This is a genomic window from Bacteroides salyersiae WAL 10018 = DSM 18765 = JCM 12988 (assembly GCF_000381365.1).
Classification (GTDB): Bacteria; Bacteroidota; Bacteroidia; order Bacteroidales; family Bacteroidaceae; genus Bacteroides; species Bacteroides salyersiae.
Map to the genome: position 1 here is coordinate 1 of NZ_KB905470.1, position 20,618 is coordinate 20,618.

Genomic DNA, 20,618 nt, shown 5'->3' on the forward strand with positions numbered 1-20,618 from the left:
CCCCCTTTATCGTTACTTATACCTACATTTGCTTTTCCACACGCTCCAGCAAAGCTCGCGCTTCACCTTCGACGCCGAGTGGAATGCTCCCCTACCGATACTTACGTATCCCATAGCTTCGGTAAAATGCTTGATGCCCGATTATTATCCACGCCAAACTCCTCGACTAGTGAGCTGTTACGCACTCTTTAAATGAATGGCTGCTTCCAAGCCAACATCCTAGCTGTCTTAGCAATCTGACTTCGTTAGTTCAACTTAGCATTTATTTGGGGACCTTAGCTGATGGTCTGGATTCTTCTCCTTTCGGACATGGACCTTAGCACCCATGCCCTCACTCCTGTGATAGGACTAATGCGCATTCGGAGTTTATCAAGACTTGATAGGCGGCGAAGCCCTCGCATCTTATCAGTCGCTCTACCTCACATTAGTAACTCACAAGGCTGCACCTAAATGCATTTCGGGGAGTACGAGCTATCTCCAAGTTTGATTAGCCTTTCACCCCCACCCTCAGGTCATCCGGAAGCTTTTCAACGCTTATCGGTTCGGTCCTCCAGTTAGTGTTACCTAACCTTCAACCTGCCCAAGGGTAGATCACTTGGTTTCGCGTCTACTCCTACTGACTATACGCCCTGTTCAGACTCGCTTTCGCTTCGGATACACATCTCAAGATGCTTAACCTTGCCAGTAAAAGTAACTCGTAGGTTCATTATGCAAAAGGCACGCCGTCACTGTTTAAAACAGCTCCGACCGCTTGTAGGCGCACGGTTTCAGGGACTATTTCACTCTTCTATTCGAAGTGCTTTTCACCTTTCCTTCACAGTACTGGTTCGCTATCGGTCTCTCGGGAGTATTTAGCCTTACCGGATGGTCCCGGCTGGTTCACGCAGAATTCCTCGTGCTCCGCGCTACTCAGGATACCACTACGCTTCGTCTGACTTCGTGTACCGGACTATCACCGTCTATGGTCGAACTTTCCAGATCGTTCTACTCGTCAGATGTCGTGCGACATCGTGGTCCTACAACCCCATGGATGCCGTGACATCCATGGTTTGGGCTAATCCCCGTTCGCTCGCCACTACTAGGGGAATCATTGTTTATTTTCTTTTCCTGCAGGTACTAAGATGTTTCAGTTCCCTGCGTTAGCCTCTATCATTGGATAGATAACCGGTCTTCAACCGGTTGGGTTGTCCCATTCGGAAATCCGCGGATCAAAGGTTATTTGCACCTACCCGCAGCTTATCGCAGCTTATCACGTCCTTCATCGCCTCCGAGAGCCAAGGCATCCGCCATGCGCCCTTTCTTACTTTCTTTATATCACCGGATCGATTTGAAATCAATAATTAAGAATTTAAAAATTAATAATCAGGAATCCAAAATCGAAACACTACGGTTTGATATATACTTTTAGCTCTTTACTAAAATTTACTTTTTGTACATCATGTCAAAGATCGTTTGCCCTAAACTGTCAGTCGTCCTTTGACAACCGGCAATCCGAAGCGGAGTGGAGAATAACGGATTCGAACCGTTGACCCTCTGCGTGCAAGGCAGATGCTCTAGCCAGCTGAGCTAATCCCCCTTCGTACAAGTTGAAAGTTGGAAGTTGAGAGTTGAAAGTGTAATTTCAGGCTCGCAATCCACCAGGCGTCGACTTGCGGAAGTAGTCCCAGGCAGAGTTGAACTGCCGACCTCTACATTATCAGTGTAGCGCTCTAACCAACTGAGCTATAGGACTAGTTCAACCTCGCCATGCGGCTCGGCTTCTTCTTTCTCTTGTTTATCTCTATCTATAATATAATATAGACGGTCGATCTATATGCTATAAATAAACAAGTACCAGTAGTACATTCAGAACCGGAAATGGACGCCCTTTACGGCATCGCTCCAGAAAGGAGGTGTTCCAGCCGCACCTTCCGGTACGGCTACCTTGTTACGACTTAGCCCCAGTCACCAGTTTTACCCTAGGACGCTCCTTGCGGTTACGTACTTCAGGTACCCCCGGCTCCCATGGCTTGACGGGCGGTGTGTACAAGGCCCGGGAACGTATTCACCGCGCCGTGGCTGATGCGCGATTACTAGCGAATCCAGCTTCACGAAGTCGGGTTGCAGACTTCGATCCGAACTGAGAGGGGCTTTAGGGATTGGCATCACATCGCTGTGTAGCGGCCTTCTGTACCCCCCATTGTAACACGTGTGTAGCCCCGGACGTAAGGGCCGTGCTGATTTGACGTCATCCCCACCTTCCTCACATCTTACGACGGCAGTCTCTCCAGAGTCCTCAGCATAACCTGTTAGTAACTGAAGATAAGGGTTGCGCTCGTTATGGCACTTAAGCCGACACCTCACGGCACGAGCTGACGACAACCATGCAGCACCTTCACAAATGCCTTGCGGCTATGCCGTTTCCGGCATATTCATTTGCAATTTAAGCCCGGGTAAGGTTCCTCGCGTATCATCGAATTAAACCACATGTTCCTCCGCTTGTGCGGGCCCCCGTCAATTCCTTTGAGTTTCACCGTTGCCGGCGTACTCCCCAGGTGGAATACTTAATGCTTTCGCTTGGCCGCTTACTGTATATCGCAAACAGCGAGTATTCATCGTTTACTGTGTGGACTACCAGGGTATCTAATCCTGTTTGATACCCACACTTTCGAGCATCAGTGTCAGTTGCAGTCCAGTGAGCTGCCTTCGCAATCGGAGTTCTTCGTGATATCTAAGCATTTCACCGCTACACCACGAATTCCGCCCACCTCTACTGTACTCAAGACACGCAGTATCAACTGCAATTTTACGGTTGAGCCGCAAACTTTCACAACTGACTTACATGTCCACCTACGCTCCCTTTAAACCCAATAAATCCGGATAACGCTCGGATCCTCCGTATTACCGCGGCTGCTGGCACGGAGTTAGCCGATCCTTATTCATATGGTACATACAAAATGCCACACGTGGCACCCTTTATTCCCATATAAAAGAAGTTTACAACCCATAGGGCGGTCATCCTTCACGCTACTTGGCTGGTTCAGGCTCTCGCCCATTGACCAATATTCCTCACTGCTGCCTCCCGTAGGAGTTTGGACCGTGTCTCAGTTCCAATGTGGGGGACCTTCCTCTCAGAACCCCTATCCATCGAAGGTTTGGTGGGCCGTTACCCCGCCAACTGCCTAATGGAACGCATCCCCATCCTCTACCGAAATTCTTTAATAACAAAACCAGGAGGTCATGTTATACCATCGGGTATTAATCTTTCTTTCGAAAGGCTATCCCCGAGTAAAGGGCAGGTTGGATACGTGTTACTCACCCGTGCGCCGGTCGCCAGCGGTGTATTGCTACACCCTGATGCCCCTCGACTTGCATGTGTTAAGCCTGTAGCTAGCGTTCATCCTGAGCCAGGATCAAACTCTTCATTGTAAAAGTATTGTGACTGCACGAATCAATCATTAATGAATCAACAATTAAAACGCGGCAGTATATTGCTCTGTTCAGGATACCGTAAATCTATTGACGTCATTCTAATACCTATACTATAAGTATTGACGGTTCTAAATTTTAATCTGTCATAACTTAATAAGACAGAATCGTACTACTTGTATTGTTTATCAATATTTCAAAGAACTATTTTTTGAATGCTTTTCTTTTCGGAAAGCGGATGCAAAGATAGAAACTTTCAGGCATTACTTCCAAATGTTTTCGGAAGTTTTTTTTTATTTTTCTTTTTTCCGGTCACTTCTGAAGCGAAAGGAAAAAGAAAAAACTGGAAGTTTCCATACTGCCAATCACCCTCACCATGTCAATCATTCAGCCTTGCTTCTCTTGCAAAGCGGGTGCAAAAGTAGGGCATTTTACAATACGAACAAAATATATGATACTTTTTTTTCAAAAAAAATGAAACGTTTTTTATAACAGGCTGATTTTGAAATATGTGAAAGAAGAGAAAAAGGAAAGAAAGGGGAAAAAGAAAAAAAGACGGGAAAAGAATGACACCTTATTATATATATAAGCAGAAAGTATTGAAAAAGGGAAAGGGGAAAATAGAAAGAGAAGAAGAAAAAAAAGGGAAAGCAGAGAAAAGGGGAAAAGAAAAGAAGAAAAGAAAAGGCGAGGTTATCAAAAAAACAAGGAAGATATTATTAAGGAAGAAGAAAAAGGAAAAAGGATAAAACGCTGATTATTAAAGAAATAGCAAAAGACCGATGCAGGGCAGACAAAAGTATAGAGTTATAAAAGAATAAAGTATAGACTATTACCAGATTAAAGTATAGACTTTGATTGGATAAAAGAGTACACTATTAAAATCAAGGGGAAAGACAGGTAAAAGGGAAGGTTAAAAAAACAAAGACGCTAAGAAGGAAAGAAAGAAAACTGAAAATTAGGTATGGGAAAAAGAGAGAGCTAAAGAGAAAAACATATCAGAAGGAAAGAAAGACAGGAAGATACTTAGAGTATGTTTAAGTTTGCCTCTTAAAAGTTTTATCAGCTTCTTTTGGACAATATTTAAACTGGCTCTTAATATATAAGAGAAAGAAATTTGATGGAAAGGAAACAATAGGGATACAAAGCCGAAAGGCTTGATGCTAAAACATTTATTATTACATAAAATAAAGAGAGAAAGGAATATCAAAAAAAGAAGATGTCACACATTAGAAACACAAGAAGAAAGACTCTACGAAAAAGCATCAGAACCTCGTAGAGAAATCTATAGAATCTCGTAGAGAAACGAACCGATTCTCTACGAGGAAAAAGGGCAAAATACAGCATGTTGATATTCAGCAAATTAAGAAAGGAAACAAATGTATTCATTTTTCAGTATAAAAATGACAATTTTCTCTGAAAAAAGCGGCAGATACAACAATCAATAATAGAAAAAAAGCAAACATCTTCTTAAACATGGATGAACAATAGATAATGAGAAATACACTTTTACCAGAAACATAGACAAAAGAACAAGCATAATAAATATCAAATTATTGAATTAACAAGTAAAGATCAAAAAACTTAAAAAAGAAAAGGAGACCGAAGAATTTTACAAAGAACAAAGAGTAGGGAATAAGTATTATATATCAAACACATATTTCACCCCAAAGGGTGGCAAGCAAAAGAGTACTTTGCTTCATAAAAGCACCGATTACCAAAAACAATCAAAACAAATTTCATACAATACTTTGTCCTCATCATAGCAACGATAACGACTTCATCTTACTTAATTCAAAAAAGCATCAATAAATGCAGGCAATATTCCCCCCAAGATGTAATATCTCTCCATTTTTTTCGTATTTTTGTCCCAATATGCACGTTTTCGAACGGAAATAAAAAATTGCAAGAAATAAATGAGAGTTATAGACCTGATACATAGCAACGAGAAAACAGCTTTCTCTTTCGAAATTCTTCCCCCACTAAAGGGTACAGGAATTGAAAAACTATGCCGAGACATCGATACCCTGCGCGAGTTCGATCCCAAATATATCAACATTACCACGCATCGAAGCGAATACGTATACAAAGATTTGGGCAACGGACTGTTTCAACGCAACAGGTTAAGAAGACGACCGGGAACCGTAGCCGTAGCGGCCGCCATTCAGAATAAATACAATATCACGGTTGTGCCGCATATCTTATGCAGCGGCTTCACCCGGGAAGAGACAGAGTATGTATTGCTCGACTTGCAGTTTCTGGGAATCACCGATTTACTGGTTCTTCGTGGAGACAAAGCTAAGCATGAGTCGATATTTACTCCCGAAGGAGACGGATATCACCACGCCATCGAGTTGCAAGAACAGATTAATAACTTCAACAAAGGAATATTCGTGGACGGCTCGGAAATGAAGGTTACCAATACCCCGTTTTCTTACGGTGTGGCCTGCTACCCCGAAAAACATGAGGAAGCCCCCAACATAGACTCGGACATCTATTGGCTAAAGAAGAAAGTAGAAGCCGGAGCGGAATATGCAGTAACCCAACTCTTTTATGACAATCAGAGATATTTCGAATTTGTGGAAAGAGTCAGAAAAGAAGGCATCGATATCCCCATCATCCCGGGCATCAAGCCTTTCAAAAAAGCTTCTCAGCTAAGCATGATACCGAAAACATTCAAAGTAGACCTACCGGATGATCTGGTGAAAGAAACACTGAAGTGCAAAAATGATGCCGAAGTACAGCAAGTAGGTGTAGAATGGTGTATCAAACAGTGCCGTGAACTGATGGCACACGGCGTACCGAGCATCCATTTCTACTCTATTGGTGCCGTAGACAGTATTAAAGAAGTGGCAAAAGAGATTTATTGATTTATAAATGATGATTTATGAGTTATAATCTATGGATGATGGTTAATGAATAATGATTGATAAATAATTAATGGAAACCAATAAAATTAGAATATAGAATCGTGTTTTTTAAAGATGTAATCGGACAAGAAGAGACTAAGCAGCGACTTATTCAAGAAGTGAATGAAGGACGTATTCCGCATGCGCAGCTTATCTGTGGCCCTGAGGGAGTAGGAAAATTTCCTTTGGCCTTGGCCTATGCACGTTACATCAGTTGCACCAATCGCGGCACAACCGATGCTTGCGGTGTTTGTCCATCATGCGTAAAATTTAATAAGTTAGTACACCCGGATGTACATTTCGTATTTCCTGTTATAAAAACGGCACGAAGTGACGATTATATAGCCGAATGGCGCCGATTGGTACTGAATAACCCATATTTCAATCTCAATCATTGGCTGAACGAGATTCATGCAGAAAATTCACAAGCAGTAATCTACACCAAAGAAAGTGATGAAATCATGAAGAAGCTCAGCTTAAAATCAAGTGAGGGCGGATTCAAAATCACCATCATCTGGCTGCCTGAAAAAATGCAATTGCCCTGTGCCAATAAACTACTGAAGCTTCTGGAAGAACCACCCGAGAAAACTATTTTTCTACTGGTTTCCGAAGCTCCCGACATGATTCTTCCTACCATACTGAGTCGTACACAGCGTTTTAACATCCGCAAAATAGATGAAACGAGCATAGCAAACGCTCTTCAGGAAAAATATGGAGTACAACAAAGCAGTAGCATGACTATCGCCCATCTGGCCAACGGAAACTTTATCAAAGCACTTGAAACCATTCATCTCAATGAAGAGAATCAACTGTTTTTTGAGCTCTTTGTCAGTTTGATGCGGCTTTCTTATCAACGGAAAATCCGTGAAATGAAGCAGTGGAGCGAGCAAGTGGCAGGCATGGGGCGCGAACGCCAGAAAAACCTGCTCTCCTACTGTCAACGGATGATAAGGGAAAACTTTATCTACAACTTGCATCAGAAAGACCTGATTTATATGACACCGGATGAACAGAACTTTGCAACCCGATTTGCCCCGTTTGTCAATGAACGAAATGTAATGGGAATCATGGATGAACTAAGTGAAGCGCAACAGCACATCGAACAAAACGTAAATGCGAAAATGGTATTTTTCGATTTCTCATTGAAAATGATAGTGCTGCTGAAAAGCTAAAAGAAAAGGAAGAATGGAGATGGGAGAAAGAAAAAAAAAGAGAAATAAAGACGAGGGAAAGGAAATTTCAATCGTTAAATTGTAAATCGTTAAATCGTAAATATATAGATGGACTTTAAATTACATAATGGGAGCGGCGGCCTTTGCTGCAAAAGTTGTTCCCGACAAGATAACAAATTAAATACTTACGATTGGCTGGCAGATATACCAGGCAATGCGGAAGAGAGTGATATGGTGGAGGTTCAATTCAAGAACACCCGCAAAGGATACTATCGTAACAGTAACAAAATAAAATTGGAAAAAGGAGATGTTGTGGCAGTTGAAGCGACACCGGGACACGATATCGGTGTGGTAACACTGACCGGACGCCTTGTTCCGCTGCAAATGCGGAAAGCGAACATCAAACCGGATGTGGAAATAAAACGTATCTACCGTAAAGCCAAACCCGTAGATATGGAGAAGTTCGACGAGGCGAAGGCCAAAGAACACGCCACAATGATACGTTCACGCCAGATTGCCGCCAATCTAAACTTGAACATGAAAATCGGAGATGTGGAATACCAGGGAGACGGTAACAAAGCTATTTTCTATTATATCGCAGACGAACGGGTGGATTTTCGCCAATTAATCAAAGTTCTGGCGGAGGCATTTCGGGTACGTATCGAGATGAAACAGATCGGTGCACGTCAGGAAGCCGGACGTATTGGCGGTATAGGCCCTTGTGGGCGGGAACTTTGTTGTGCCACTTGGATGACAAGTTTCGTATCTGTATCTACAAGTGCTGCCCGCTATCAGGATATATCGTTAAATCCTCAAAAGCTCGCCGGACAATGTGCAAAACTGAAATGTTGCTTAAACTACGAAGTAGACTGCTATGTAGAAGCACAGAAACGTCTGCCATCAAAAGAAATCGAACTGGAGACGAAAGACGGAACATTCTACTTCTTTAAAGCAGACATCCTAAGTAATCAAGTTTCCTACTCCACAGATAAAACATTTGCAGCCAATCTGGTTACCATCAGTGGCAAAAGGGCCTTTGAAGTAATCGGCTTAAACAAAAGAGGAATCAAACCGGATAGTTTATTGGAAGAAGAACATAAACAAGAACCCAAGAAACCGGTTGACCTTGTAGAGCAGGAAAGTCTGACCCGTTTTGACCGTGACCGCCGCCGAAAAGAGGGCAAAGAAGGAGGTGAAGGTGGAAACCGTAACAAGAAAAAGAAGAAAAACAACCGACCACAACAGGAAGGAGAAGGAAGAGTAAACCGACCGCAACAGGAGAATGGCAATCGCTCGCAACAAGAGAATGGAAACCGTCCACAACGGGAAGGTGGAAACCGTCCCGAACGTCCGCAACGAGAAAACGGCAATCGTCCGAATCGTCCGCAGCCCAATTCAGAAGGACAGCAATCTTCACAACCCGGTAACGGCAACGAACAACAACGCCCACGTAACGACCGTCCGAGAAACAATAACCGGCCGCCGCGGAACAACAATGACCGTCGCGGAGACAGGCCAAAAAATGAAGAAAGGTCTCAAAATAGCGAGAGACCACAAAACAATGAAAAGCCGGCTAAAGAAAGAAATGAAACCCCTGCACAGGAATAACATATGGCTTTTGTTTTTAACAGTAGTCTTTCTGGCAACAGCCTGCGATAAGAAAACCGTGTATCACTCTTACCATGCCATCCCCACCGAAGGATGGAAAAAGAGTGATACACTCTTTTTCGATATCCCGGTTAAAGATTCACTCACTCAGTTCAATCTCGCCGCAGAAATACGTAATAAGAGTAACTATGTTTATCGTAATCTGTATCTTGTAATCAGTCACAATTTAGAAGATAGCACAGTCTGGAAAACAGACACACTATTACTGATTCTGGCAGATAAAGAAGGGAAATGGAACGGTACAGGTTGGGGTAGTTTATTCCAATCCGAACTTCCCATCGGTACCATAGCCATACAGCATCCGGGAAACTATACCCTTAAAATTATCCATGGAATGCAGGACGAAATACTGAAAGGCATCAATGACATAGGGATAAAAATAGATGGAAGAAGGGAGAATTGAAATGGGAGAGGTAGCTGCGCTATTATGCTGTATAGTACCTCTCCCTTCTCCATTCTCCCATTTCCCATTAAAGCCTTCTTCCGCGTCCCGCGTCAATTCTCAGGAAGATAAACAGTAAAATCGTAAAGCCCCACAAAGAAGATCCCCCATAACTAAAAAACGGTAGGGGGATACCAATGACAGGCGTCAATCCGAGCACCATACCGATATTAATAAAGACGTGGAACAGAAAGATACTAAGCACGGAATATCCATATACCCGCCCAAATGCCGACGGTTGACGTTCGGATACTACGATAAGCCGGAGAATCAATGCCAAAAACAACAACAAGACAATAGAAGAACCGACAAAGCCTTGCTCCTCACCTACCGTACAAAAAATGAAATCCGTATCCTGTTCCGGTACATATTTCAGTTTCGTCTGAGTACCATTCAAAAAGCCCTTCCCTGTAAGGCCACCAGAACCTACGGCTATTTTAGACTGATTTACATTATATCCGGCACCCGTCAAATCTTCTTCCAACCCCAATACCACTTTGATACGAATCTGTTGATGTGGCTCGAGAATATTATCGAATACATAATCACTGGAATAAAGAAAACCGACAGAACCTATTAAAAAAAGTCCGATCAGCATATAAGACTTTTGACGCTCACTCAAAGAGAGAAATAACAAATAACCTACCACAACAACACATAGCCCCCACTGTACCCACACCAAATTGAACGGGACAATAAATTCCGAGACAAGGAAAGCAATCAACATAATCAATAAGCTTCCGCCAAGAATATTCCGAACGGGTTCCCACTTTTTCCGGTATACCCATACCATTCCCCCGGCAAACAGCAGTATCATGGACAGAACCGAGAACTCTCCAATGGGAGTAGGCGTGTCGGCTATAAACACCTGATCGAAACGAATACCGACAACAAAATAGACAACCGCACAAACACCGGAAAAAAGCACTACTCCCGGCATCCCTTCACGATAAAGCACCAGGAAGAAAGCCAGATACACCAATGCCGATCCTGTTTCTCTCTGCAAAATGATAAGCCCCATAGGGAGCAGGATAAAAGCAAGCAGAGCCAGAAAACATTTGCCTTTCTTTATATTAAAAGAATAAGAATTTATATATTTAGCCAAGACTAATGCCGTAGCAAATTTGGCGAATTCTGCCGGTTGTAAATTGACAGGCCCTAACTTTATCCACGAATTAGACCCCTTGATATCACTTCCTATAAATATAGTAGCAATCAGCAACAACATCATTCCTATATATATAATATAAGAAAACATATCGTACATCCTGTCCTCGAGCATCAACAGGATAAAACCCAGCCCAAACGAGCAGATAATCCACATAAATTGCTTACCGGCACGGGTAGAGAAATCCAGAAAATCCCGTTCCCCATAATCATAGCTGGCTCCGCAAACACTAAACCATCCGGCTATGATAAGGAGCAGGTAAATGGCAATTGTTACCCAATCCAGTGTCTTCCACAAACTATCGTTCCTCGTTACCATACATTATTATTCTATCACTAAACTCGGCTGCCTTTACTTCACTGGCAGGAGAAAGTTTCCCATTTAAATACTGTTCCATCATCAAAGCACCGATCGGTACTCCGTAAGTCGCACCGAATCCTCCATTTTCCACATAGACGGCAATCGCTATTTTGGGATTGTTCATCGGAGCAAAGCCCATAAAAACAGAGTGGTCGTGCCCACGATTTTGAGCTGTTCCGGTTTTACCACAGATTTCACCGTCCGGGAAAATATAGCCGGCCGTTCTACAAGTCCCTCCTGTCACAGCAGCACGCATTCCTTTCACAACCTCTTCATAATGAATCCGATCGATAGTCGGTACACGTGGAGTACGATAAAGGCTGTCGATTTCATTATCCTGAATTTCTTTCACAATATGCGGAGTGATGAAATGTCCCCGATTGGCAATCGTTGCGCTCAGATTGGCAATCTGCAAAGGAGTAGCCAGAATTTCTCCTTGTCCGATAGCAATACTGATAACCGTCAATCCGTTCCATCGCCCTTTATAGGGTTTATCGTAGAAAGCAGCATTAGGGATAAGTCCCCGGCCCTCACCAGGCAGATCCACTCCCAACCTGTAACCGAAACCTTGGGAAACCATGTGGTCTTTCCACACCGTTATTGCATTCTGCGGAGAACCGTATTTACGATCACCAAACATCCGGTACAAGCCCCAACAGAAATAAGAGTTACATGAAGTAGCCAATGCCGGAACCAATGGCAATGGAGAAGCATGACCATGACATCCCACTTTTAAACTTCCATGTATAAAGCCGTGATAGCACGGAAACATCGGAGTATTTTCCTGAATAATTCCTTCTTGCAGAAAAGTCAGTGCCTGGGCAGCCTTAAAAGTAGATCCCGGAGGATAAGCACCCATCAATGCCCGATTCAGCAAAGGTTTTTGCTTATCACGTTGAAGCATCAGATGATTCTTACCGCGTTGGCGGCCAATCATCAGATGAGGATCAAAATCCGGAGAAGAGACCAGACACAATATCTCTCCTGTCGCCGGTTCAATAGCAACAATGCTACCGATTTTATTCTTTAGCAGTCGCTCCCCTAACATTTGTAAGTCGATATCCAATCCCAAAGTCAGATTTTTGCCGGGAACGGAAGGACGATCGAATTGCCCATCCATATAATGCCCCTGAATACGTCCATGCGCATCCCGAAGCAAGATCTCAACACCTTTCTCGCCACGGAGATACTTCTCGTAGGATTTCTCAACCCCCTGCTTTCCTATATAATCGCCACGGATATAATAGTCATCATTTTCAATATCCCGCATCGAAACTTCTCCAATATCCCCCAAAGCATGAGCAGCCGAGTTATAGGTATACTGCCGGATCGTACGTCTCTGAATATAAAAACCGGGGAACTTAAACAACTTTTCCTGAAATACGCCACACTCTTCTGCCGACAGTTGCGACATAAACAACTGATTGGTATATCTCGAGTATCCCGGATTCCTCCGACGGTCTTTCATATCAGCCATGATTTTCAAAAACTGCTCCCGAGTGATATTCAATGCCTGGCATAAATCGAGTGTATCCAACTCCTCCACTTCTTTAGGTACAACCGTTATGTCGTATGCCGGCTGATTAAACACAAGCAGTTTCCCATTACGATCGTACATTGCACCACGTGAAGGGTATTGTATCTTATTCAAAAAAGCGTTACTATCGGCATTTTTTTTATAATCATCCGTAGATATCTGCAAAAAGAAAAGCCGCATCATGTAGATAAGAACAATGCAGACAGCTACTCCTCCAATGACAAATTTTCGTTTCTCTAATACATAATCTTTTGCCATGTCTATCTCCTTATTCCTTCAATAGCCATAATACAGGTTACGGTCAGCAAAGTACATGCAACTACTCTTAACAACAACAGCGGTATGCTGGAAAATGAAAAGAACTCAATACCGAGCAAAACCAAATGATGCACAAAAACACTTGTCACCGCAAATTTCAGAAAAGAGGAAATCCCCATCGTCCGGATAGAAGGGATGATACTATCCAATGTGTCACGAGGTGTAAACAAACGCAGAAAAGTGGGACGCACAAAAGCTAAAAACACAGTCGCCGCCGCATTCATCCCCGGAGTATCAGAAAATATATCGACCGTAAGTCCCAGAAAGAAAGCCCAAAGCATCAATTCGTTACGAGAAGTGCCGGAAGCGAATTTTAAGATGAAATAGACATATAGAAAGGGAGTAGCATATCCTGCTATATGAACATTATTCAGGATCAGCACTTGCAAAAGAACCAATCCCACAAACCATCCCATTCTATGTATATAGCTTGTCATCATTATTTTGTACTCATATTTTCAAGTTCCCTCTGTTCTCCCTGCCCATTTCGGGAAATCACTCTGACATTACCTAATTTACCAAAATCAGTAGCTAATTTTATTTTCAGCAAATAGGAAAGTCCATCATTAGAATCGGACATATCGTCTACCGTGCCTACCATCACCCCTGCCGGAAAAACAGTAGAATAACCGCTTGTTACCACCGTATCCCCAAGATTGAACTCCGCATGGCGGGGCAGATCCTTTAAATAAGCATACCGAGAATCACCATATTCCCACTTCAAATAACCAAAATATTCACTGCCGATAATTTTACAACTGATACTCGACTTACTGTTTAAAACCGAGATAACCAGTGAATAAGAAGGGGATGTCTTATAAACAATACCAACCACACCGTTGCCATCTATCACTCCCATTTCGGGACGGATACCGGACGAAGAGCCCTTATCCAATGTGATATAATTATCGGCTTGATTCAAACTATTCCGAATGACATGCGCCTTGAATATCTTATAATCGGCCTGTTCCAGATATCGAATACTATTCATGGTTATAGAATCTATCCGATAATCTTTCAATCTGTTTTCCAAATTAGTTATTTGCTGTTCGAGAGCCATATTACGATCCAGCAAATCCTCATTTACCGATTTTAGATGGAAATAAGAAGAAATACCGCCTGAAACCTCATAAACCTTTCCGGCAACGACATTAGCGGATGTAAAAAAAACACTCTGCTGATAATTATTAAAACGGAATAACAGCACAAAACAGATCACCTCCAATAATATGAAGAGAAGCCAGTAATTGTACTTAAGAAGAAAATTCAGTAAATTCCGCATGATTAATAATTATTCAATGTGCCAATTAAGAGAATGCAACAATTAAGGAATGTGTTAATGTAAACAATATGCCAATGTGCCAATTATAGCACCCATATACTAATTACTCTTCAGCATAACAGCGCAGCCAATTGGCATATTGGCACATTGGCATATTAGCACATTATTTATCTCATCAAGAATGAGAAGCGATCTATGTTCTTTAATGCCACACCTGTTCCCTTTGCTACAGCATGAAGCGGATCTTCCGCAATGTGGAAAGGTATATTAATCTTATCCGTCAGACGTTTATCGAGTCCACGAAGCAAGGCACCACCGCCCGCCAGATAAATGCCATTATGAACTATATCGGCATACAACTCAGGAGGTGTATTTTCCAATGCACTCAATACGGCCGTTTCAATCTTGGAAATTGACTTTTCCAGACAATGAGCCACTTCCTGATAACATACGGGAACTTCCATCGGAAGCGCAGTGATACGATTCGGACCGTGAACAATATAATCTTCAGGGGCATCATCGCCCAACTCGGTAAGCGCAGCACCTACATTGATCTTAATACGCTCCGCCATACGCTCGCTGACTTTCACATTGTGCTGACGACTCATATACTCCTGAATATCGGCAGTAAGATCGTCACCAGCAATACGGATAGAATTATTGGAAACAATACCACCCAATGAAATAACAGCAATTTCGGTAGAACCACCACCTATATCGACAATCATATTGCCTTCCGGCGCCTCTACATCGATACCGATGCCGATAGCAGCAGCCATAGGTTCAAATACCAAATATACATCACGACCACCGGCATGCTCGGCAGAGTCACGAACCGCACGAAGTTCAACTTCCGTACTACCCGAAGGCACTCCGATCACCATGCGAAGTGAAGGAGAGAATAAATGACTACGGGTATTCACCTGTTTGATGAGTCCGCGCATCATCTGTTCACAAGCATAGAAATCGGCTATTACACCGTCGCGAAGCGGACGGATGGTACGTATATTTTCGTGGGTCTTTTCGTGCATCATCTTTGCCTTCTCACCCACGGCGATCATCTTATCAGTACGACGGTCCAAAGCCACCACCGACGGTTCGTCTACCACAATCTTACCATTGGTAATGATGATGGTATTGGCGGTTCCCAAGTCCATCGCTATTTCTTGTGTAAAAGAGAATAATCCCATGTATATTTACGATTTAACTATTTACGATTTACGATTCAAATATCTTTCTCTCACGATTCAACCATTTACGATTTACAAAGAAACGAACTTTCATCATAAATCGTAAATTGTCAAATCGTAAATCTGTTTTAGTGTTTAAAATGGCGAATACCCGTCGTCACCATTGCAATGCCATGTTCATTACAATATTCGAATGTCAATTCATCCTTTACAGATCCACCCGGCTGAATAACGGCTGTTACTCCCTCGTTACCTGCAATTTCCACACAGTCGGGGAAAGGGAAGAAAGCATCCGAAGCCATCACAGCCCCATTCAAATCGAATCCGAATGTTTTCGCTTTCTCTATTGCCTGTTTCAAGGCATCTACGCGGGAGGTTTGCCCTACACCACTTGCCAGCAATTGTTTATTTTTAGCAAGTACGATTGCGTTCGATTTACTGTTCTTCACAATTTTGTTGGCAAACAACATATCCTCTACCTCTTCGGGTGTAGGAGCTTTATCGGTCACGGCCTTTAAATCAGCCACAGTTTCGATATTCAAGTCTCTTTCCTGTACCAACACACCGTTCAATAATGAGCGGAATTGCTTTTTCGGCAACTTAACTTCTTTGCGGACAAGTATGATACGGTTTTTCTTTTGTCCCAGAATTTCCAATGCATCTACATCATAGTCGGGAGCAATCACCACTTCAAAGAATATCTTATTGATCTCTTCTGCTGTTTCCTTGTCAATGACAGCATTGGTTATCAACACACCACCGAATGCAGAAACCGGATCACCGGCCAACGCGTCTTTCCATGCTTCAAGTACCGTAGAACGGGAAGCCAAGCCGCAAGCATTGTTGTGTTTCAGAATAGCAAAAGTAACATCCTCGAATTCATCAATCAGTTCAACTGCCGCATTGATATCCAATAAGTTGTTATATGAAATTTCTTTTCCATGAATTTGATCGAACATTGCTTCCAAATTTCCATAGAAAAATCCTTTTTGATGGGGATTCTCACCATAGCGAAGCATTTTCTGATCATTGGCAGATTGACGGAAAGCCGAACCTTCTTCGGCATCAAAGTAGTTGAAAATAGCCGAATCATAATGTGAAGATACGGCAAAAGCTTCTTTAGCCATCCAACGGCGTTCTTCCAATGAAGAGTTGGCTCCATGCTCCATCAACATATCGAGCAATGGTTTATATTGAGCCTGAGAAGCGACAATCACCACATCATTGTAATTTTTTGCAGCAGCACGAATCAACGAGATTCCACCTATATCGATTTTCTCAATGATAGCCGCCTCATCAGCACCCGATGCCACGGTTGCTTCAAATGGATAAAGATCTACAATCACGAGATCTATTTCCGGGATTTCATACTTCTCAATCTGCTGAATATCCTGTTCCAGTCCACGACGACAAAGGATACCTCCGAAGATTTTCGGATGCAATGTCTTCACACGGCCACCTAAAATAGAGGGATATGACGTCAAGTCTTCTACAGCCTTACAGGGATATCCCAATGATTCTATAAACTGACGAGTTCCGCCCGTTGACAAAAACTCAACTCCTTCTTCATGCAATTTGGTGATAATTTCATCCAAACCTTCCTTATGATAAACCGACACTAAAGCGGTTTTTATTCTTTTTGACTCAGACATGGGTTTGCTTATTAAGTATTTGATGTGCAAAGTTACTACAAAAAAGTGAAATGCGGAAAGATATAGTGATAGAATTGAGTTACAAGGGTTTTAGTTGAAGTGGCTATAATTCGTGAAGCCAGTACAATCACAGCAAAAGCCAAATCCTGACGCCACAACGTTACTTGTTCGTAACCATGCCCGATAATGCGACAAACGGGTATGGATGGCGAAACAAGACACTAAGGAATAGTGAGTTACCTACAACTCACGCAAAAAATTTGGTTACAGAAAAAGATTGCGCCGTTCCTCCCCGTTTTGCGTACCGACATCGGACTCTTCACCAACTAATTTTGAAACCAAAAAATTAAGGACGATGAAGAGTACATTTTCAGTCATCTACTACCTCAAGCGTCAGGTAGTGAAAAAGGACGGGACAGTTCCCGTCATGGGACGCATCACGGTGGACGGCAGCCAGACGCAGTTCAGCTGCAAACTGACTGTCGACCCGAAGCTGTGGGACACCAAAGGGGGACGTGTCACGGGCAGAAGCACGGCGGCACTTGAAACGAATCGTATGCTTGACAAGATGCGGGTGCGCATCAACAAGCACTATCAGGAAATCATGGAGCGTGACAACTTCGTCACGGCGGAGAAGGTGAAGAACGCCTTTCTCGGATTGGAACACCGCTACCACACGCTGATGCAGGTGTTCCGCCGGCACAACGAGGACTATGAGAAACAGGTGGAGGCTGGCATGAAAGCCAAAGGCACGCTGTTGAAGTACCGCACCGTTTACAAGCACCTGCAAGAGTTCCTCACCATCCGCTACCATGTGAAGGACATCGCCCTGAAAGAGCTTACCCCGGCTTTCATCTCCGACTTCGAGATGTTCCTGCGCACGGACAAGCACTGCTGCACCAATACCGTGTGGCTGTACGTCTGCCCGCTACGGACGATGGTGTTCATCGCCATCAACAACGAGTGGCTGACACGCGACCCGTTCCGCGAGTATGAAATCAAAAAGGAAGAAACGACACGCAGTTTCCTTACCAAAGAGGAAATACGCCTGTTGATGGAAGGCAAACTGAAAAACGCCAAACAGGAACTGTACCGCGACCTCTACCTGTTCTGCGCCTTCACCGGATTGTCATTCTCGGATATGCGCAACCTCACGGACGAGAATATCCGTACCTACTTCGACGAACACGAGTGGATAAACATCAACCGCCAGAAAACGGGTGTGGTGTCCAATATCCGCCTGCTTGACATCGCCAACCGCATAATCGGCAAATACCGGGGACTGTGCGGGGACGGCAGGATATTCCCCGTCCCGCATTATAACACGTGCCTTGCAGGTATCCGTGCCGTCGCCAAGCGTTGCGGCATCACCAAGCATATCACGTGGCATCAAAGCCGCCACACGGCAGCCACGACAGTTTTCCTTTCCAACGGCGTACCCATCGAAACGGTCAGCTCCATGCTCGGACACAAGAGCATAAAGACGACGCAGATTTACGCGAAGATAACCAAAGAAAAGCTCAATCAGGACATGGAGAACCTTGCGGCAAGGTTGAACGGCATCGAGGAATTTGCAGGTTGTACCATCTAAAAAAGAGAAGCCATGAAGCGAGACATAATCATCATAGAAGACAAGGCGGTCAGCGTAACCGGTAATGACGTGTGGATGACCGCCACCGAAATAGCCGGACTGTTCCATACGACCGTCCCGGCAGTGAACGCCGCCATCAAAGCCGTCCGCAAGTCGGACGTGCTGAACGACTACGAGGTGTGCCGCTACATGCAGCTTGAAAACAGGCTGTACGCGGATGTGTACGCACTTGAAATCATCATCCCGGTCGCTTTCCGACTGAACACCTACAACACCCACCTGTTCCGCACATGGCTGGTGAGAAAGGTACTCGCCAAAGAGAAACAGCAGGCATACGTTATGTTTATACCGAGCGGAAATGTTGGCTATTGTTGAAGATAAAGCCCCATTCTAAAAGTAAAAGCTACCTTAGAGGTAGCTTTTTTTGCGGCAGGGCGGGATTCGAACCGTTATCATATCTTACTTTTACTTTTCTTATTTTACTCTGATTATTAGGTATTTACAAATTTTATTACCTATCTTTACCTAACCTTACAAAGGTAAAATATGGTAATATTAAGCATTTCTGTCCGAAATATGTCCGAGAAATATGAAAGTGAATTTTTATTTAGATAAGCCCTATAATCCCGATATTTCGCCTGAAAAGGTCAAACAGGAATTGGCAAAGGTTGGAGGGAAAAAGAAGAACCTTGCACAAAAGTTCTGGAATCCATCGCCCACTGCACTGTATCTCTTCTTTTCACCGGATAAATCCTGTAGGATAAAATACAGGACAAACTATAAGATATTGCCCAAAAGTTGGGATTTTGAAAAGGAAAGGCTTAAACCAAGTGCCAGCGGAGCGTTGGAATTCAATGTTGAACTGAACAACCTTGCAAACTGCTGTACAAGGGAAGCAATGCGAAAAAAAGAAACAAACCAGTTTCTTTCCAAAGAGGATTATAAACAGATTGTACAGGACTGTATTGACAGGGACAATGCCGTCAATAGTGAAATATCCATTTCCCACCTGAAAACCCAGTTCCTTTCCTACAAATCCAATTTTGTCAAAGAGGGTACGTTAAAAGAATACCGGACAGTCTTTAAGGGATTGGAGGATTTTGAGAAGCATAAGGGAACAAAACTTATCCTTAGGGAAATGGACGGTAAATTTCTCGATCAGTTTGAGGTATTTCTAAGCAGGAAAAAGAACACGAACGATGGAGATAAAGAGGGCTTGCTGAATGACACCATCCACAAGTACATCTCCACGTTAAAGGTATTCCTAAAGTGGTGCAACGACAATGATTATTTGGTGCATCCCGATGTCTTCAAGACCCAGAAGACAAACTTTAAGAAGAAAGCCTACAATGAGATCATTGCCCTGTCAGAATCCGAAATACAGAAACTGATGAACCATGATCTTTCGGACAGACCCAGTCTGGAAAGGGTACGGGATCTGTTCTGTCTATTGTGCTACACAGGGCAAAGATTTGAGGATCTGATCAACTTTGACCCAAAGGACATAAAAAACAATGCTTGGGACTTCATTTCGGTAAAAGTCAAAAAAAGGGTGATCGTACCTTTTGAGGGGTATATTGCCCCAGCAAAGGATATCTTGGAGCGTATCGGTTACTCCGTGCCCAAGATATCCAACCAGAAGTTCAATGAATATATCAAAACTGTCGGCAAACTGGCAGGAATGGACGAAATCATAAAGATCACAAGGTATTCAGGTAAGCAAAAGCTGGTGATAGAAAAAAGGAAGTACGACTTCCTATCGAGCCATGTCGGCAGAAGATCAATGGTAACGAACCTATTGAGCAGGAACGTACCCATTACACTTGTGCAGAAACTGACCGCACATTCCGACATAAGGACTTTAATGAAATACGAATCGGCAAACACGGATTCGTTAATCGATGCACTGAACAAATTTTAA

Annotated in this window: 14 protein-coding genes, 2 tRNA genes and 2 rRNA genes; 8 read left to right on the forward strand and 10 right to left on the reverse strand. The window is 43.3% G+C overall.

Features of this window, described 5'->3' with window-relative positions; translation table 11 throughout:
- From HMPREF1532_RS19925 to HMPREF1532_RS19940, 4 genes are all read right to left on the reverse strand, one after another.
- Positions 1–1,310: ribosomal RNA gene (locus HMPREF1532_RS19925) — 23S ribosomal RNA — on the reverse strand; the annotation flags it as partial.
- 192 nt (positions 1,311–1,502) lie between these two features.
- Positions 1,503–1,576: transfer RNA gene (locus HMPREF1532_RS19930), tRNA-Ala, on the reverse strand.
- An 82-nt stretch (positions 1,577–1,658) separates the two neighbouring features.
- Positions 1,659–1,732, reverse strand: a tRNA-Ile gene (locus tag HMPREF1532_RS19935).
- A gap of 153 nt (positions 1,733–1,885) precedes the next feature.
- Positions 1,886–3,408 (reverse strand): 16S ribosomal RNA (locus HMPREF1532_RS19940).
- Positions 3,409–3,974: 566 nt separating this feature from the next.
- On the opposite strand from HMPREF1532_RS19940, the gene HMPREF1532_RS19950 reads away from it, so the two are divergent.
- The 5 genes from HMPREF1532_RS19950 to HMPREF1532_RS19970 all read left to right on the forward strand — a co-directional run bounded on the left by HMPREF1532_RS19950 (position 3,975) and on the right by HMPREF1532_RS19970 (position 9,560).
- Complete coding sequence (locus HMPREF1532_RS19950; RefSeq protein WP_005929179.1) at positions 3,975–4,157, forward strand: hypothetical protein; 183 nt, start codon at positions 3,975–3,977, stop codon at positions 4,155–4,157.
- 1,167 nt (positions 4,158–5,324) lie between these two features.
- The gene (metF, locus tag HMPREF1532_RS19955; protein WP_005934550.1) at positions 5,325–6,278 is read left to right on the forward strand and encodes a methylenetetrahydrofolate reductase [NAD(P)H]; all 954 of its coding nucleotides are present in this window, start codon (positions 5,325–5,327) and stop codon (positions 6,276–6,278) included.
- A 101-nt stretch (positions 6,279–6,379) separates the two neighbouring features.
- Positions 6,380–7,489 (forward strand): DNA polymerase III subunit, encoded by a 1,110-nt coding sequence (locus tag HMPREF1532_RS19960; RefSeq protein ID WP_005934551.1) that lies wholly within the window; start codon positions 6,380–6,382, stop codon positions 7,487–7,489.
- Between the two features lie 108 nt (positions 7,490–7,597).
- Positions 7,598–9,097, forward strand: a complete 1,500-nt coding sequence (locus HMPREF1532_RS19965) for a PSP1 domain-containing protein (protein WP_005934554.1) — start codon at positions 7,598–7,600, stop codon at positions 9,095–9,097.
- On the forward strand, positions 9,075–9,560 hold the full coding sequence (locus tag HMPREF1532_RS19970) for a gliding motility lipoprotein GldH (protein WP_025819458.1): 486 nt from the start codon (positions 9,075–9,077) through the stop codon (positions 9,558–9,560). Before HMPREF1532_RS19965 ends, HMPREF1532_RS19970 begins: the two co-directional genes overlap by 23 nt.
- A gap of 67 nt (positions 9,561–9,627) precedes the next feature.
- Here HMPREF1532_RS19970 and rodA read toward each other — a convergent pair whose 3' ends face one another.
- The 6 genes from rodA to purH all read right to left on the reverse strand — a co-directional run bounded on the left by rodA (position 9,628) and on the right by purH (position 17,106).
- On the reverse strand, positions 9,628–11,085 hold the full coding sequence (gene rodA / locus HMPREF1532_RS19975) for a rod shape-determining protein RodA (protein ID WP_005934561.1): 1,458 nt from the start codon (positions 11,083–11,085) through the stop codon (positions 9,628–9,630).
- Positions 11,066–12,922, reverse strand: coding sequence for a penicillin-binding transpeptidase domain-containing protein (locus tag HMPREF1532_RS19980; protein WP_005934563.1), 1,857 nt, complete (start codon positions 12,920–12,922; stop codon positions 11,066–11,068). The genes rodA and HMPREF1532_RS19980 overlap by 20 nt, the downstream gene beginning before the upstream one ends.
- 2 nt (positions 12,923–12,924) lie before the next feature.
- On the reverse strand, positions 12,925–13,422 hold the full coding sequence (gene mreD / locus HMPREF1532_RS19985; protein WP_005934565.1) for a rod shape-determining protein MreD: 498 nt from the start codon (positions 13,420–13,422) through the stop codon (positions 12,925–12,927).
- Positions 13,422–14,264, reverse strand: a complete 843-nt coding sequence (mreC, locus tag HMPREF1532_RS19990) for a rod shape-determining protein MreC (RefSeq protein ID WP_005934567.1) — start codon at positions 14,262–14,264, stop codon at positions 13,422–13,424. Before mreC ends, mreD begins: the two co-directional genes overlap by 1 nt.
- Before the next feature lie 167 nt (positions 14,265–14,431).
- Positions 14,432–15,454, reverse strand: coding sequence for a rod shape-determining protein (locus HMPREF1532_RS19995; protein ID WP_002562696.1), 1,023 nt, complete (start codon positions 15,452–15,454; stop codon positions 14,432–14,434).
- A 128-nt stretch (positions 15,455–15,582) separates the two neighbouring features.
- A complete protein-coding gene (purH, locus tag HMPREF1532_RS20000) occupies positions 15,583–17,106 on the reverse strand; it encodes a bifunctional phosphoribosylaminoimidazolecarboxamide formyltransferase/IMP cyclohydrolase (RefSeq protein ID WP_005934570.1) in 1,524 nt (507 codons plus the stop codon).
- Positions 17,107–17,461: 355 nt separating this feature from the next.
- On the opposite strand from purH, the gene HMPREF1532_RS20005 reads away from it, so the two are divergent.
- The 3 genes from HMPREF1532_RS20005 to HMPREF1532_RS20015 all read left to right on the forward strand — a co-directional run bounded on the left by HMPREF1532_RS20005 (position 17,462) and on the right by HMPREF1532_RS20015 (position 20,618).
- The gene (locus HMPREF1532_RS20005; RefSeq protein WP_005790860.1) at positions 17,462–18,697 is read left to right on the forward strand and encodes a site-specific integrase; all 1,236 of its coding nucleotides are present in this window, start codon (positions 17,462–17,464) and stop codon (positions 18,695–18,697) included.
- A 12-nt stretch (positions 18,698–18,709) separates the two neighbouring features.
- Positions 18,710–19,072: a hypothetical protein gene (locus HMPREF1532_RS20010; protein ID WP_005790858.1), complete on the forward strand. Its 363-nt coding sequence runs from the start codon at positions 18,710–18,712 to the stop codon at positions 19,070–19,072.
- Between the two features lie 214 nt (positions 19,073–19,286).
- Positions 19,287–20,618: a site-specific integrase gene (locus HMPREF1532_RS20015; RefSeq protein WP_003013274.1), complete on the forward strand. Its 1,332-nt coding sequence runs from the start codon at positions 19,287–19,289 to the stop codon at positions 20,616–20,618.

What these genes read in the sequence shown, in the direction of transcription:
- HMPREF1532_RS19950 (WP_005929179.1), top strand. Translation starts at nt 3,975, where the DNA reads ATGACACCTTATTATATATATAAGCAGAAAGTATTGAAAAAGGGAAAG.
- metF (WP_005934550.1), top strand. Translation starts at nt 5,325, where the DNA reads ATGAGAGTTATAGACCTGATACATAGCAACGAGAAAACAGCTTTCTCT.
- HMPREF1532_RS19965 (WP_005934554.1), top strand. Translation starts at nt 7,598, where the DNA reads ATGGACTTTAAATTACATAATGGGAGCGGCGGCCTTTGCTGCAAAAGT.
- HMPREF1532_RS19970 (WP_025819458.1), top strand. Translation starts at nt 9,075, where the DNA reads ATGAAACCCCTGCACAGGAATAACATATGGCTTTTGTTTTTAACAGTA.
- rodA (WP_005934561.1), bottom strand. Translation starts at nt 11,085, where the DNA reads ATGGTAACGAGGAACGATAGTTTGTGGAAGACACTGGATTGGGTAACA.
- HMPREF1532_RS19980 (WP_005934563.1), bottom strand. Translation starts at nt 12,922, where the DNA reads ATGGCAAAAGATTATGTATTAGAGAAACGAAAATTTGTCATTGGAGGA.
- mreD (WP_005934565.1), bottom strand. Translation starts at nt 13,422, where the DNA reads ATGATGACAAGCTATATACATAGAATGGGATGGTTTGTGGGATTGGTT.
- mreC (WP_005934567.1), bottom strand. Translation starts at nt 14,264, where the DNA reads ATGCGGAATTTACTGAATTTTCTTCTTAAGTACAATTACTGGCTTCTC.
- HMPREF1532_RS19995 (WP_002562696.1), bottom strand. Translation starts at nt 15,454, where the DNA reads ATGGGATTATTCTCTTTTACACAAGAAATAGCGATGGACTTGGGAACC.
- purH (WP_005934570.1), bottom strand. Translation starts at nt 17,106, where the DNA reads ATGTCTGAGTCAAAAAGAATAAAAACCGCTTTAGTGTCGGTTTATCAT.
- HMPREF1532_RS20005 (WP_005790860.1), top strand. Translation starts at nt 17,462, where the DNA reads ATGAAGAGTACATTTTCAGTCATCTACTACCTCAAGCGTCAGGTAGTG.
- HMPREF1532_RS20010 (WP_005790858.1), top strand. Translation starts at nt 18,710, where the DNA reads ATGAAGCGAGACATAATCATCATAGAAGACAAGGCGGTCAGCGTAACC.
- HMPREF1532_RS20015 (WP_003013274.1), top strand. Translation starts at nt 19,287, where the DNA reads ATGAAAGTGAATTTTTATTTAGATAAGCCCTATAATCCCGATATTTCG.